The organism is Niabella pedocola (assembly GCF_021044425.1).
In the GTDB taxonomy this organism is placed as follows: domain Bacteria; phylum Bacteroidota; class Bacteroidia; order Chitinophagales; family Chitinophagaceae; genus Niabella; species Niabella pedocola.
Genome location: NZ_JAJNEC010000005.1, coordinates 2,056,116 through 2,069,928 on the forward strand (window position 1 = coordinate 2,056,116; position 13,813 = coordinate 2,069,928).

The 13,813-nt window shown below is 43.7% G+C and carries 11 protein-coding genes; 4 read left to right on the plus strand and 7 right to left on the minus strand.

Features of this window, described 5'->3' with window-relative positions:
* Positions 1-31: 31 nt before the first annotated feature.
* Complete coding sequence (locus LQ567_RS16055) at positions 32-3,211, minus strand: SusC/RagA family TonB-linked outer membrane protein (protein WP_231005856.1); 3,180 nt, start codon at positions 3,209-3,211, stop codon at positions 32-34.
* A gap of 214 nt (positions 3,212-3,425) precedes the next feature.
* On the opposite strand from LQ567_RS16055, the gene LQ567_RS16060 reads away from it, so the two are divergent.
* Positions 3,426-4,457, plus strand: a complete 1,032-nt coding sequence (locus LQ567_RS16060) for a GntR family transcriptional regulator (RefSeq protein WP_231005857.1) — start codon at positions 3,426-3,428, stop codon at positions 4,455-4,457.
* Between the two features lie 226 nt (positions 4,458-4,683).
* Here LQ567_RS16060 and LQ567_RS16065 read toward each other — a convergent pair whose 3' ends face one another.
* From LQ567_RS16065 to ybeY, 3 genes are all read right to left on the minus strand, one after another.
* A complete protein-coding gene (locus tag LQ567_RS16065) occupies positions 4,684-5,418 on the minus strand; it encodes a DUF2490 domain-containing protein (RefSeq protein WP_231005858.1) in 735 nt (244 codons plus the stop codon).
* Between the two features lie 78 nt (positions 5,419-5,496).
* On the minus strand, positions 5,497-7,365 hold the full coding sequence (mnmG, locus tag LQ567_RS16070; protein ID WP_231005861.1) for a tRNA uridine-5-carboxymethylaminomethyl(34) synthesis enzyme MnmG: 1,869 nt from the start codon (positions 7,363-7,365) through the stop codon (positions 5,497-5,499).
* Between the two features lie 841 nt (positions 7,366-8,206).
* Complete coding sequence (gene ybeY / locus LQ567_RS16075) at positions 8,207-8,644, minus strand: rRNA maturation RNase YbeY (protein ID WP_231005871.1); 438 nt, start codon at positions 8,642-8,644, stop codon at positions 8,207-8,209.
* Positions 8,645-8,703: 59 nt separating this feature from the next.
* On the opposite strand from ybeY, the gene LQ567_RS16080 reads away from it, so the two are divergent.
* Both LQ567_RS16080 and nadD read left to right on the plus strand, forming a co-directional pair.
* Positions 8,704-8,946 carry a FeoA family protein gene (locus LQ567_RS16080; protein ID WP_231005881.1) on the plus strand — a complete coding sequence of 81 codons (243 nt, stop codon included), beginning with the start codon at positions 8,704-8,706 and terminating at the stop codon, positions 8,944-8,946.
* A 4-nt stretch (positions 8,947-8,950) separates the two neighbouring features.
* The gene (gene nadD / locus LQ567_RS16085; RefSeq protein WP_231005883.1) at positions 8,951-9,523 is read left to right on the plus strand and encodes a nicotinate (nicotinamide) nucleotide adenylyltransferase; all 573 of its coding nucleotides are present in this window, start codon (positions 8,951-8,953) and stop codon (positions 9,521-9,523) included.
* Here the strand turns inward: nadD and LQ567_RS16090 are convergent.
* Positions 9,508-10,722: a chromate transporter gene (locus LQ567_RS16090; RefSeq protein ID WP_231005885.1), complete on the minus strand. Its 1,215-nt coding sequence runs from the start codon at positions 10,720-10,722 to the stop codon at positions 9,508-9,510. The two genes, nadD and LQ567_RS16090, sit on opposite strands and share 16 nt — an antisense overlap.
* Positions 10,723-10,870: 148 nt before the next feature.
* On the opposite strand from LQ567_RS16090, the gene LQ567_RS16095 reads away from it, so the two are divergent.
* Entirely contained in the window at positions 10,871-11,776 is a 906-nt protein-coding gene (locus LQ567_RS16095; protein ID WP_231005887.1) for a serine hydrolase, read from the plus strand.
* On the opposite strand, the gene fabG is transcribed toward LQ567_RS16095, so the two are convergent.
* The gene (gene fabG, locus LQ567_RS16100; RefSeq protein WP_231005894.1) at positions 11,773-12,528 is read right to left on the minus strand and encodes a 3-oxoacyl-[acyl-carrier-protein] reductase; all 756 of its coding nucleotides are present in this window, start codon (positions 12,526-12,528) and stop codon (positions 11,773-11,775) included. The two genes, LQ567_RS16095 and fabG, sit on opposite strands and share 4 nt — an antisense overlap.
* 81 nt (positions 12,529-12,609) lie before the next feature.
* Complete coding sequence (locus LQ567_RS16105; RefSeq protein ID WP_231005896.1) at positions 12,610-13,800, minus strand: PQQ-dependent sugar dehydrogenase; 1,191 nt, start codon at positions 13,798-13,800, stop codon at positions 12,610-12,612.
* Between the last annotated feature and the right edge of the window lie 13 nt (positions 13,801-13,813).

Here is a 13,813-nt window from a genome sequence, read left to right on the forward strand (position 1 = left end):
GAATATTTTTGTTAGTGCTTTATCGCTGCCGTTAAAAAGTGATGTTCATACCAAGTGTAACCGTACGTGCTCTTGGATAAGGACTCCAGTCAAAGCCCGGTGTAAGTGCCGTGTTCCGTACAGAAACCTCCGGATCCAGTCCGGAATATTTGGTCCAGGTTACCAGGTTCTGTGCAGACAGATGTACCCGTGCTGCCTGGATCTTCCATCGCTTCATCAATGCCGGTGAAAGATTATACCCCAGCGATACCGTTTTTAACCGCAGGAACGATCCGTCTTCAATATTCCGGTCAGAATATACATTGGGGCCATAACCACCGGCTACCGGCAGCAAGCTGCTCTGATTATCCAAAGACCACCGGTTCTCGTAGCTTTTGTACATATTCAGATTCATCCTTGCCTCTGCGCCTTCGAAAACGATCCGGTTGGCATTCAACACATCGTTTCCGTACGACCATTGCAGGAACAGGTTCAGATCGAACTGACCGTACCGGAAATTATTGGAAAAACCTCCGATATGTTTTGGATTGGGATTGCCGATAATGGTTTGATCATTGGCATCCACCACACCATCGCCATTAATGTCCTTGTATTTGATATACCCCGGTTTGATCAGGGCACGGTCGCCTCCGTTATTGGGTACATCCGGTTTTAGCTCATAACTTCCATTGGGCAATACATTAAAATCACTTACTGGGTATAAGCCATCAAACACATATCCGTAAAACAAGGCCACAGGCTGTCCGGGCAACGCGATATACGGTAGCGAGTTATTAAAGCTGGCATTCCAGTTGGTGACTCTTGTAATTAAACTGGGCTGATCTCCGTTGAGCTCCTTGATCTCGTTATTATTAAACGCGATGTTGAAATTAGACGACCAGGTAAAGTTTTTGGTACTTACATTCACCGTATTGAGGGTAAACTCAAGCCCTTTGTTTACGACAATACCGATATTCTTAAAGGCAGTCAGGTACCCGGTTGATGTAGGCAGTGAGGCATCTAGCAACAGATCCGTTGTTCTTTTATAATAATAATCTGCAGTTAAACTCAGGCGCTCCTTAAACAGGCTGATGTCAAGACCCATATCCAGGTTGCCCGTACGTTCCCATTTAAGATTATTATTTCCTACGAGGGTAGGCACCGTTCCTTTTATATAGGTGCCATTAAAATAGTACCCGCTCTTTGTATTTCCGGTATTGGCCGACACTTCCTGGTCCAGCACGCTGAGATAAGCAAAATCGGATACCCGGTTATTACCGGTGATGCCATAAGATACCCGGAGTTTGGCAGCAGAAAGCGCTTTAGCCGATTTTAGAAAAGGTTCATTTCCTAAATTCCAGGCAAACGCCCCCGAAGGAAAATAGCCCCACCGGTTCTGAGGTGCAAACTTGGAAGATCCGTCACTCCGGAATGAAGCCGTAAACAGGTACCGCGAATTATAGGTATAATTCACACGCCCAAGCATCGACACAAGGGTAGAATAAGACCCTGAAGTTGTTTTTGAAAGTACGGTTCCCTGGTCAAGCCCCTTAATCCCCAGCACTTCGTTTGGCAACAAGATCGATACAAAGCCGTTCCCCTGCGTACTGTTGCGCTGCATAGTAAATCCTCCAACGGCATCTACCCGGTGTTTGCTGTTAAACGTGCGGTTAAACGTAAGCAGGTTTTCATTCAGCAGGCTGCGGACATTCTGGTTATCGGTCGAGCCATTAATTCCATAAGTAGCCCCGTAAACCGTACGTGGGTTTCCTGCAGCAGTTTTAGAATTGTTGAACCGTTCAAACCGCAGATCCGTTTCGGTTAACCCGCCGTGCACTCTGAATTTAAAATATTTGAGAAACGAATATTCCAGGAATGCATTAGTAAAAAAAGATTTATTAAATGCATACATATACATATTGTTGGAGTTCACCACCGGGTTCACTCTTAAATCTGTATTGGATGCTACTTCATCGTCAAACGGGATGTCCACAAAATCATCGCTTTCTCCCTTTCCGGTAACCGGCCGGTAACCCCAGGTGCTGTAAAGCAGGTACGATGACGCATTGCCGGCGGAAGAACTGTTAAGATTGTCACTGGTTAAATTGGCGATCTGGCCATTTTTTATTGCCTGTGTATAGTTGGTATTAATGCCTGCACGGAAATTTTTTCCAATGCGTTGTTCAATCTGGAACCGTCCCTGGTAACGTTTATATCCTCCGTTGATCACAATGCCATTTTGATCGAGATAGGATCCGCTCACCGAATATTTGGTAGCAGCCGTTCCACCTCTTACGGATATACTGTGATTTTGCATAAAGGCATTTTGCAACACATAGTCCTGCCAGTCTACGCCCGCTATATCTTTATAGGATTCCAGCGTTCTGCCATCCTGCAGGTAGAGGCGCTCTGCTGTTGTACGGTTTAGTTCCAACTGGTATTTTACAAACTCATACGGACTCATTACAGGAAGCTTCTTCATAGGATACTGAAGTCCGAGCCAGTTGTTATAAGCGACTACGGGTGGTCCGGTTTTGCCCTGCTTTGTTTTGATAATGATGACCCCGTTGGCACCCCTTGCTCCGTAAATGGCAGTGGAAGAAGCATCTTTCAATACCTCAATGGATTCAATATCATCCGGGTTAATGGTATTATTATCCGGGCTCTCCAGCGGAAACCCATCTACCACATACAATGGCGAATTGGATTGCGTAATTGAATTACCGCCACGGATCACAATATTGCTGGTACTTCCCGGCTGACCATCATTGGAACTTACCTGCACACCGGCTACCCTTCCTGCCAGCGCATCCTCAAAAGATACTACCGGGGCCTTTTCCATATCTTTCATATTCACGGAGCCTACGGAGCCGGTAAGATCTTTGCGTTTTACCTCTCCATAACCGATCACCACCACATCATCCAGCACCTGGTTATTTTGAGACAGCCGGATCTTGTACTGATTTTCGCCCGAAACAGGAACCGTTTGCGTGGTGTACCCTACCATGGAGATCACCATTACATCATTTTCCCGGATGTTGGAAAGACTAAAATTTCCCTTGGCATCGGTAATACCCGATACTGATTTGCCCTGTATAATAACAGTAGCCTTTGGCAGGGGGGTTCCGTTTTCATCCGTAACAGTGCCGGTAACATTTTTTACGGTCTGCGCCAAACAGCTGATCGGTAAACCAATGGCGAACAGCAACGGCAAGATTTTACTTCGTTTCATACGCAATATTCGTTATTTTATAGTCTGGTCTGGACTGGTATATATACAACAAACATAGGGTTTAATTTTTTGTTTTCAAATTTTTGCGGATATTTTTTTATACTATTTTTAATATCAACCTGTTACATATATTTTCCGGTTTACATGCCCCTGCCCGCTTTCTTCTGGTTTGGTTTGTTTTGGTTATTACTTACTTTTGCCGGAAAGATTTTCTATGAGCGCAGCCGCGGATGCAGGTACAAAGCAGGTTAAAAATGAATTACATGCCAAACTGAAATACGAGCAATTATCAGAATATATTATTTCGCTTATTGAAAGCGACCAGCTGCATATCGGAGATCAGATTCCTTCATTAAAACAACTGCAGTTACAACTCCGGATGAGTAAGGAAACATTGCTGAAGGGATTGAATCACCTCGTGGAAAAAGGTATTATTGAGTCGGTATACCGCAAAGGCTACTTTGTGAGGAAAAAGGCAATTGATCATAATTTCAGGATCTTCCTGCTGCTGGATAAAATGAACATCATGCGCGAGCAGTTCTATCGGAGCTTGTTTGATCATTTAAAAGAACGCGCGGATATCGACATTTACTTTCATCACCATAACTACCAGGTATTTGAAAAACTGATCCGGGAAAACCTGGGAAAGTATACGCATTACGTGATCGCTACTTTTCTTAAAGAAGATGTGGCGCCGTTATTGAACCTGATCCCCGATCGAAAACGGATCATCATCGATCTTCATGAACAAGGATTAACCGGCAACTATAACAGCATCTACCAGGATTTTGGATACGATATCTACCATAGCCTGCTTGCACTGGAAAATGAATTATCCAAATACAAACGGCTTATTCTTGTAGCCCACCCCGAAGCGGTTCATGCACGCCTGGTAATTGATGGTTTCTTACGTTATTGCAGCGAAACCAAATTTCCGTATCTCATCCAATCGGACATTGATGAAAAGAATTTCCAGAAGGGCAACGCATATGTAACCTTTAGCCGCTACAATACCGACGATGTGGCATTGATAAAGCTGGCCCGGAAAAAGAAACTGACCCTTGGTAAAGAAGTAGGATTGATCTCCTATAACGATACCGATGTAAAAGAAATACTGGAAGGTGGTATCACAGTCATTTCAACAGATTTCGAAACCATGGGCCGGTCGGTTGCCGAAGTAATTCTTGGCGATCAAACAACAGTAAAACGCAATCCTACCAAACTCATCAAAAGGAAGTCCTTGTGATGCACGCGCGCTGCCTGCCGTAGCGATAGTTCTGCTGCTCCGACTCTATTTTCAGTTTAATCGTTTAAACATTAATGCTTGATAAAAGTCTGGTCTGGACTGGTGCAACTGATCAATACCCCTATAAATTGGTAGAATAACAATATGTCCCAATGAAAAGTATAAGAGGGGGTTTAAACTTTGGAATGCTTTTAAGACCAGGGGTAAACGAAATAATTCGTATTTATTAGTCTGCAACCGGCACATCAATATGCCGTTCATGATCGCCTTTTTTATCCAATACAAAGTTCAGGGCAAGATAGATAAAATGCAGGTTCCGGTTTCCGGACGGAGCCAGTTCCCGCTGCCACATATAGCCGGTAGAAGCACCAACGGATTTTGTAAACTGATAGCCAAAACCGGTAAACAACCGGTTTCGCTTTAGGAGATCAGCTTCAGGGCCAAAAAACAGTTCTTCAAACCCGTTTATGAAAAAGGTATTGGGCTCCACTTTTTTGTTATTGATGGGTAAGGTGGCACTAAGCCGGTAACGGAACCGCTGATCGGTTTTATTCTCCCCGCTTTGCGGAAAATGAAAATAGCGCTGTTCGGCCCGGCCCCGGTGATCCATTTTCAGCTTCCCGATATTATTGGTAAATGTGTACTGCAGCCAGAGACGCAGCTCCCGCTGATACAATTCATGCTCCTGGAATGTAACATACCGGCCAACGCCGATAAAGGGTTGATTGTTCTTATTGATATTATACCCGATGCCACCCTTGGTTTCCGTATAATCCAACGGTGTAAAATGTTCGATGGAACGTGCCTGCAGTTCGGTATAGGCCATCCATTTTGAATTAAACTTATAGGTAAGTGAAGTCATCAGGAAACCTGAAAGATGTTCCTTCTTGTTGGTTTGGGCAATCCCCTTATAGCCGGTGATCAGAAATAAAAATGTAATAAGTACAATACTGCGAAACATAACTGGTTTTTACCACTGGATTAAAAATTGTCAGTAAACAGGCCTGTCTTTAACGATCGGGCAAATGATCTTTTACACTTACCGGCCCATATACACCATCAGGATCTGGATATCGCTGGGCTTGATCCCCGAGATCCGGCTGGCCTGACCCAGGGTTTGCGGCCGGATGCGGTTTAATTTTTCCTTGGCTTCATTTCCCAATGAACTCAGGCGGGCGTAATCGAAGCTGGCCGGAATTGAAAGATTTTCCATTTCGCTCATCCGGTTAACCAACTCCCGCTCCTTTTCAATATAGGTTGCATATTTGGTAAGAATGGATGCCTGTTCCAGTTCTTCCCGGGTGTAGTTGCGTACCTGTTCCTTTAGAAAAGGAACGGCGTCCACCAGGTGATCGAGTTCAATATCCGGTCGTAACAAGATCTTTTCTGCCTTTTGCTTTTCCTGGATAGGCGATGAATCACGATCCGATAAGAAACCGTTTATCTCTTCAGGCCGAAAAGTAGTTTCCCTTAATATGGTTCTTATATTGGCTATATTTTCATTTTTTAGCCGTATTTTATCCATTCTGTCCTCTGAAGCCAGTCCCAGCTTATAACTGATCGGCGTAAGCCGGGCATCCGCATTGTCCTGGCGAAGCAAGGTGCGATACTCCGCACGCGAGGTAAACATACGGTAAGGCTCTTCAGTACCCTTGTTAATCAGGTCGTCGATCAACACGCCTATATAAGCATCGCTCCTTTTCAACGTGAACGGGTCTTTTTCCTGTACCTCCAGATGCGCATTAATACCCGCCATAATTCCCTGGCAGGCGGCTTCCTCATATCCGGTGGTTCCATTGATCTGACCGGCAAAATACAGATTATGTATTAATTTTGTTTCTAATGTGTTTTGAAGCTGTGTTGGTGGAAAATAATCGTATTCGATGGCATATCCCGGACGGAAAAGACGGGCATTTTCAAAACCGGGAACCATTTTCAAAGCCGCGTATTGCACATCCTCAGGAAGTGAGGTAGAGAATCCGTTTACATAGATCTCCACTGTATTCCACCCCTCCGGCTCCACAAAGAGCTGATGCCGTTCCTTATCGGCAAAACGATTGATCTTGTCTTCAATGCTGGGACAATAGCGGGGACCAACCCCGTCAATCCTTCCTGCATACATCGGACTCCGGTCGAAACCGGTCTTTAGCATATCATGTACCTTCTGATCTGTATAGGTGATCCAGCAGCATCGCTGTTTAGCAGCATCGATTTTTGGTGTATCTGTAAATGAAAAGCCCACGATATCGGCGTCTCCCTCCTGTACTTCCATTTTTGAATAGTCCAGGCTCCTGCCATCCACCCGTGGTGGCGTTCCTGTTTTTAGGCGGTCGCTCTCAAATCCAAGTGTTACCAACTGCTCGGTGATACCGCTGGCAGCCTTTTCGGCCACGCGTCCGCCACCAAACTGCTTTTCTCCAATGTGAATGATCCCGTTTAGAAAAGTACCATTTGTCAATACCACGGCCTTGCTCCGGATTTCATGACCCAATCCAGTGATAACTCCTGCCGCGCGCCCATCTTTTATCAATAATCCTTTCACCATATCCTGGTAAAAATCAAGATTAGGCGTTTGCTCCAGCATTTCCCGCCACTTTGCAGCAAACAGCATGCGGTCGCTTTGTGCCCTCGGGCTCCACATAGCCGGCCCTTTAGAGCGGTTCAGCATCCGGAACTGGATCATAGATACATCCGTTACAATACCGGAATATCCGCCAAGCGCATCAATTTCGCGTACAATTTGTCCCTTGGCGATACCACCCATCGCCGGATTACAGCTCATTTGGGCGATAGTCTGCATATTCATGGTGATCAAAAGGGTCTTTGATCCCATATTGGCTGCCGCAGCGGCAGCTTCACAGCCTGCATGACCCGCACCTACTACTATTACATCATATTCTGGAAACATGGGTGCAAAATTACGCCATTCCTTTTATAAGTGATTCCTATAGGCCCTGCAGGGGAATTAATGGGTGAATTCTCTAATAACACAGCTTGAAGCAACATTAGCCGCATTTACAAGATTGTTTTCACGATCAGCCTATTCTGTTCCACGTGAAACGCCAATTACTACCGAAAGAACCATCCTTCTCAATTTAAGTACCAAATCCTATTTCCCCAAATAGTAGGCTTCTTGCGTCTTCAAAGTCTCTGTTCCACGTGAAACGTCAATTATAAGCAAAAGAACTATTCCTATCGAATTAAGCACTAAACGCTATCGCCCTAAAATAGTAGTTAATTATACCTCCAAAGCCCTGTTCCACGTGAAACAAGAAAACCTTTCAGTATTTCCCGGAGTAAAAGGCATGCTAACAATCAAACAACTCATCTATATTCTCACGGATATCCAACAGCAGTCTTCAAGCACCCTATAGAATTCAACAAAAAGTAAATAAGAAGTTATTCCACGTGAAACGAGAAGACTTCCCCGGTATTTCACGGAACAATAGACATAAGAACAGATATACAACAGCAGTCTTTAAGTAAATCCTTATAGAACCCAATTCAGAGTAAACAAAGAGGCTGTTCCACGTGAAACACAGGAAAAACACGAGGTTTGTATTTATTAAAGTATGGATAGCCATATTCCACGTGAAACAAGAAACCATTAGTTAATACTTCAGCTTTAACAGTTAGTTACCGAAGACGGAAACAGATATTCTGTTAGAACTACTCTCATGAATTAGTAAACTGCTCCAATGAACTAGGCTATAAAAGAATAGCAGTCTATCAATTGTTTCACGTGAAACCTACCTAAAGCCATATCTGTGCAAACATTCATCCTCCTTTTGCCGCATTAGTACTGCTTCCCCCTCCGTTTTATCATTATACCCGCATAAATGAAGGGCTCCATGAAAGATAACCCGGTGCAATTCCTTTAAAAAAGGCACTTTCAATAATGCAGCATTCGATCGAACAGTGTCTATACTAATAAAAATGTCCGCAACCATGGGCTCGGAAGACTTCTCCCGGAGGTCAAATGTGATGATATCTGTGTAATAATCATGTTGCAGGTACTGTTTATTGACCGCCAGGATCTCGGGGTCATCGCAAAACACATAATGCAACATATCCAGCGCCTGGTTGTTTTCCCTAAAGAGGGAAGTAAGGAACTGCCTCAGGCGATTCCGGTCCTTAAGCGTTACCTTTTTATGAAAGGAAAAACTGATTTCGGGTAAATGCTCCACACGTATATTTTTTCAAAATTCGTAAATAAAACACAACTCACAATAGTTAGATTTGCAGCATGGAACAACAAAAGGAACTTCTTCTTTCAGACCTAAAACCCGGGCAACGTGCCCGCATACAGAAATTTACCACGGAAGAGATCTTCCTGAAGCTGATGGAAATGGGCTGCCTGCCCGGTGAAGAGATTGAAATTATTAAAGTAGCCCCCTTAAATGATCCGATCTCAATTTCAGTAGCCGGGTATATCCTTAGCCTGCGACTGGATGAAGCAAGATTTATTGTTGTATCCACGGTAAACTAGTGCTATGCAAATTGGTTTGTTCTTTGGTTCCTTTAACCCCATTCATCATGCGCACCTGATTATTGCCAATCATATCCTTAATGAAGGACTGGTAGAAAAAATATGGTTCGTAGTTTCTCCACACAACCCGCTAAAGGAAACCACCTCCCTTTTGAATGAAAATCAACGGCTGCATTTAACGCGTTTGGCTATTGATGCAGATACCCGGATGCAGGCCACGGATATTGAATTCACATTACCCAGACCTTCCTATACGGCGGTAACCCTGGCACATCTAACGGAGAAATACCCTCAGCATGAATTTGCTGTTATCCTTGGTGGAGACAGTTTTCAAAATATACAAAAGTGGAAGAACTATAAATATATATTAGAAAATTATAATATATTAATATATAACAGACCTGGCTTCAAGATAGACATCAGTTTAGGTAACAATATCCAAGTACTAAACGCTCCCCTGCTTGAAATATCAGCTACGGCCATCCGCCAGCTGATCCGGGCAAAAAAATCCATCCGCTATTTACTACCTGAAAACGTTATTGAGGAAATTGAAAAATCGGGTTACTTCAGAAAATAACCCAACAGCAGGCAAAGAAATACCAGCACCGGTGCCGGAAGCTTGGTAAAGATCAACACCGCAGACGTTCCCAGAACAACCAACAGGTTGGTAATTTCAATGGAACCAATATCAAATATTGAAAGATCCTTTATAATATATACGGTTGAACCCAGCATGATCCCCGTAACCGAAGCATTGATTCCCTCCAGCGAGCGATAGATCACCGAATACTTCTTCAGCATGTTCCAGATCGGAAAGAAAAAAAGTACCAGCAATGCGCTTGGTAAAAAGATACCAACCATCCCGATAATAGCACCCAGTACCTGCATAGACGGGCCCATATCCTTCAATGCCAATCCGCCTGTATAGGAAGCAATAGAAAAAACAGGTCCTGGCATGGCCCGCACCATACCAATACCCGTGAGCATCTCCCCCTTATCGATCTTTATAGCATTGGGATTCTTCTCCTTCACCTCATCCGGCCGCACGCTGTATTGCTCATACATGATGGGCATTAACACATTACCACCTCCAAAAACCAAACTTCCCATCCGGTAATTATTTTCAAAAAGATTCACCGGCTTCCGGTACTCCCATTCATTCTTACGGGCCAACTCGCTGAAGATACCCGCGAGAATAAAAATAATCGCAAACAACCAGATATTCCACCATTGTATCTTCCCTGGTTTTACGTCAACCTGCGGGATCCGTTTCTTACTCAGGTTAGTCACTACTCCTCCCGCTACAATCAACACTGGAACAATAAAGGGCCGCCCAAAGAAAAAGAAGGTAATAAGACCCGATGCCAGTGCAATTACCAGCGTAACGGTATTATTTACAGAGAATGGGAAGACCGACACACAGGCATAAATTAAAAACCCTGCAGCCATAGGCACAACAAACTTGAAAATATTCAGACTATCCTCCCCATTCAGATAATTTACCAAAAATGATAATGCCCCCATAATGCAACAGGCAGGAAGTATCCAAACAAGCAGCGTAAGAATGGCCAGTGGTATCCCTCCTCTTTTAAACCCAATAAGAGTGAGTGTTTGCGTGGAAGAGGCGCCCGGAAGCAACTGACAAAATGCATTGTACTCCATCAACTCCTTCTCCGTTATATACGGCGTTTGTTTTACAAAGGTTTTCATCATCATCGCCAGGTGGGCCTGAGGACCTCCGAAAGCGGTTAAGCCATGCAGCAATACCAATTTCAAAAAATGTAAATGCCTCAGCAACATCTGTAGATGATTCAATGATTCAGTTCTGAAACTTTCCTGATAAAAATAGACAAAAAGATTTTACTATAAAACTTTCCGTAAAAGTTCCTACTTTTAAATACACACTCCCCATAAATCATCAACAATGCTTCGCCACTGCATAACACTCTTTTTACTGTTATTTTCACTCTTTGGCAACGCCCAGCAAACAGATCAAAAGTTAGCTGGTATGGTTCACAACGCCATTAAAGGATTTAACGGAACCATCGGTATCTATATAAAAAATCTGAAAACCGGGAAAACCGTTACCATTAATGCAGATACCGTATTTGCAACGGCCAGTATCATCAAAGTTCCCATACTGATCGGCATTATGGATAAGATCCGGAACGGCGTATATCACTATGATTCTTCCGTGATTTATTATGACTCCCTTTACTATGCCGGTGAGGATATCCTGGGTGAATTTAAAAATGGCGGAAAACTCCGTTTACAAAAACTGATGATGCTGATGCTTACCACGAGTGATAACACTGCCAGCCTGTGGTTGCAAAAGCTGGCCGGCACCGGTACAAGGATCAATGAACTTTTAGACAGCCTGGGTTATCCGGATACAAAAGTAAATTCCAGAACGCCCGGTAGAAAAGCCTTTCAGGACGCAAACGGATGGGGACAAACAACACCCAGAGAAATGGCCCGTATTTTTGAAGACATTTACCGGAATAAAATTTTTTCACCAGCCGCCTGCGAGCGTATGCAACGCTGCCTGGGCAGAAACCTTTGGGATACTGATGAAGGTACCTCACAGGTCCCCCCTTATATAGAAGTATACAGTAAGAACGGATGCGTAGATGAAAACCGGAATGAAATTCTTTTGGTAAATGCCCCCAATCAACCTTATATATTCAGCATCTTTACAAAGGATAATAAAGATACCAGTTGGAACCATCAAAACGAGGCCTGGGTTTTAACCCGGAAACTTTCGGCAATCCTCTGGCATTATTTTGAACCAAAGGATAAATGGGTAAAACCCGCAAGCGAAGGTTATTAAATATTTAATCCGCCGCAAACACTAATCGTTTGCCCGGTGATATACGATCCCATACCAGAAGCCAGGAACAAAGCTGTATTAGCAATATCTTCTGCCTTTGCAAATTTTCCCAACGGGATATCTGAAAGATATTTGGCTGATGCATCGCCATCATGTAAATAACTTGTCATATCCGTTTCCACAAATCCCGGTGCTATGGCATTGCAACGAATATTGCGGCTTCCAAGTTCCTTTGCCACACTTTTTGTAAAACCGATAATACCTGCCTTACTGGCTGCATAGCTGGCTTGTCCTGCATTTCCCATCACTCCGATCACCGAACTCATATTAATGATGCTACCGCTCCTCGCTTTCATCATTGGTTTAATGATCTGCTTGGTCATATAGAAGACACTGTTTAGATTCACCTGCAACACGGTTTCCCATTGTTCCTGTGTCATTCTCAGCAACAAATTATCCTTAGAAATTCCAGCGTTGTTTACACAAATATCCACTGTACCAAATTCCTTCAACACCTCCGAAACAAAATGTCCGCAAGCTTCCATATCCCCCGCATTGCTCTGCCAGGCCTTGATCCGCACTCCTCTTTCGCTCCATTTGTTTACTATAGCATTTGCCTTTTCAGCACTGCTGTCGCTTACATAAGAAAACGCTACAGCGGCTCCCTGTTCTGCAAACTTATCCACGATCGCTTCCCCAATTCCACGCGCCGCACCTGTAACAATGGCAATTTTATTCTCAAGTAATTTCATAAAACAAATGGTTTAATAACAGCTGCAAATAAAGTTAATTATTTTGTTACAATAAAGTTTAATAAAGAATCGATGCAGCTATCACCGTTTTTCTAAAAAATAAATAACTCCGTTCTTATCATCGCTGATAAAAAATGCACGTCTGCTCCACTGGATGATATCACAAGGCCGTCCATAACGGGTATTTTCTGTTTTTCCCTGAAGGAATCCACTGATCACTTCCCGATACCCACCATCTGCTGTCAGTTGTACAATAGCATTTCCACGTTGCCGCCATACGCTGGTGCTGCCGTGCAAAGCCACCAGGAACGTATTGCTCAGCAGCGGATCATCAAAATCCGTTACATATTCAAATCCTAAAGGAGCTGAATGTGCTTTAAATGCATAAGGTGCAATAGCAGGCTTTCTTACAAACGAAGGTCTTTTACTTTTTAAAAATTGTGTGTCTGCAATAATCGTTTTCCGGTACTGATAATAATAAGGCCATCCATAAAAACCATTATCCACAACCGTGTGAAATAATTCTTCCGGCTTATCCGGTCCACGGTTATCTCTACCCATATGGGTAACCCAAAGCGCATCCTTTACCCACTTTATCCCCACCGCATTCCGGATGCCCCGGGCAAAAATCCGCTGATGGCTTCCATCCGGGTCCATTTCCAAAACTGTAGCGCGCACATCTTCCGTTTCCACACAGGCATCACAACTGCTGCCAACACTTACATAAATTTTATTCCGGTAAAAGGCGATGCTCCGCGTCAGGTGCCATCCGCCATATTTATAACTCAATCCGTAATCAGGGAAAGTAGCAATCACCACAGGTTTGCCCGAAGCTACAGAATCACCGGGAGTATATTTATAATAACTCAACTTGCCTGTTTCGGCAATATAGATATATGTTTGTCCACCGGAAGTATAAAATGCTACCTGGTTTGGATTATGCAAACCATTTAAAAAGGTGGTAATTTTTCCAAATGATTTTTTCTTCTCATCCCATTGTTCCAAAATCAACACCCGGCCTTTTTTATTATCGCTCCGATCGTGCATATCGGTAACAAACAACCGCCCCTCCGGGCTCCGCGAAAAAAAACGAGGCCGCTCCAAACCCTGGGCGGCCACATATATCTGGTATCCAACCGGAATCTTTAGCGGGAACGGGCGACCCTTTTTCAACTCAATTGTTTGTGTTGTCCGCAACATAGGTTGTTGCGAAAACAACACAACCGGCTGCAGCGCCAAAAAAGCCAGCAAAAAATTCAATCGCTTTATCATACGCTATTACAGA

What these genes read in the sequence shown, in the direction of transcription:
- LQ567_RS16060 (WP_231005857.1), top strand. Translation starts at nt 3,426, where the DNA reads ATGAGCGCAGCCGCGGATGCAGGTACAAAGCAGGTTAAAAATGAATTA.
- fabG (WP_231005894.1), bottom strand. Translation starts at nt 12,528, where the DNA reads ATGAAATTACTTGAGAATAAAATTGCCATTGTTACAGGTGCGGCGCGT.
- LQ567_RS16095 (WP_231005887.1), top strand. Translation starts at nt 10,871, where the DNA reads ATGCTTCGCCACTGCATAACACTCTTTTTACTGTTATTTTCACTCTTT.
- LQ567_RS16065 (WP_231005858.1), bottom strand. Translation starts at nt 5,418, where the DNA reads ATGTTTCGCAGTATTGTACTTATTACATTTTTATTTCTGATCACCGGC.
- LQ567_RS16055 (WP_231005856.1), bottom strand. Translation starts at nt 3,211, where the DNA reads ATGAAACGAAGTAAAATCTTGCCGTTGCTGTTCGCCATTGGTTTACCG.
- LQ567_RS16105 (WP_231005896.1), bottom strand. Translation starts at nt 13,800, where the DNA reads ATGATAAAGCGATTGAATTTTTTGCTGGCTTTTTTGGCGCTGCAGCCG.
- LQ567_RS16080 (WP_231005881.1), top strand. Translation starts at nt 8,704, where the DNA reads ATGGAACAACAAAAGGAACTTCTTCTTTCAGACCTAAAACCCGGGCAA.
- mnmG (WP_231005861.1), bottom strand. Translation starts at nt 7,365, where the DNA reads ATGTTTCCAGAATATGATGTAATAGTAGTAGGTGCGGGTCATGCAGGC.
- nadD (WP_231005883.1), top strand. Translation starts at nt 8,951, where the DNA reads ATGCAAATTGGTTTGTTCTTTGGTTCCTTTAACCCCATTCATCATGCG.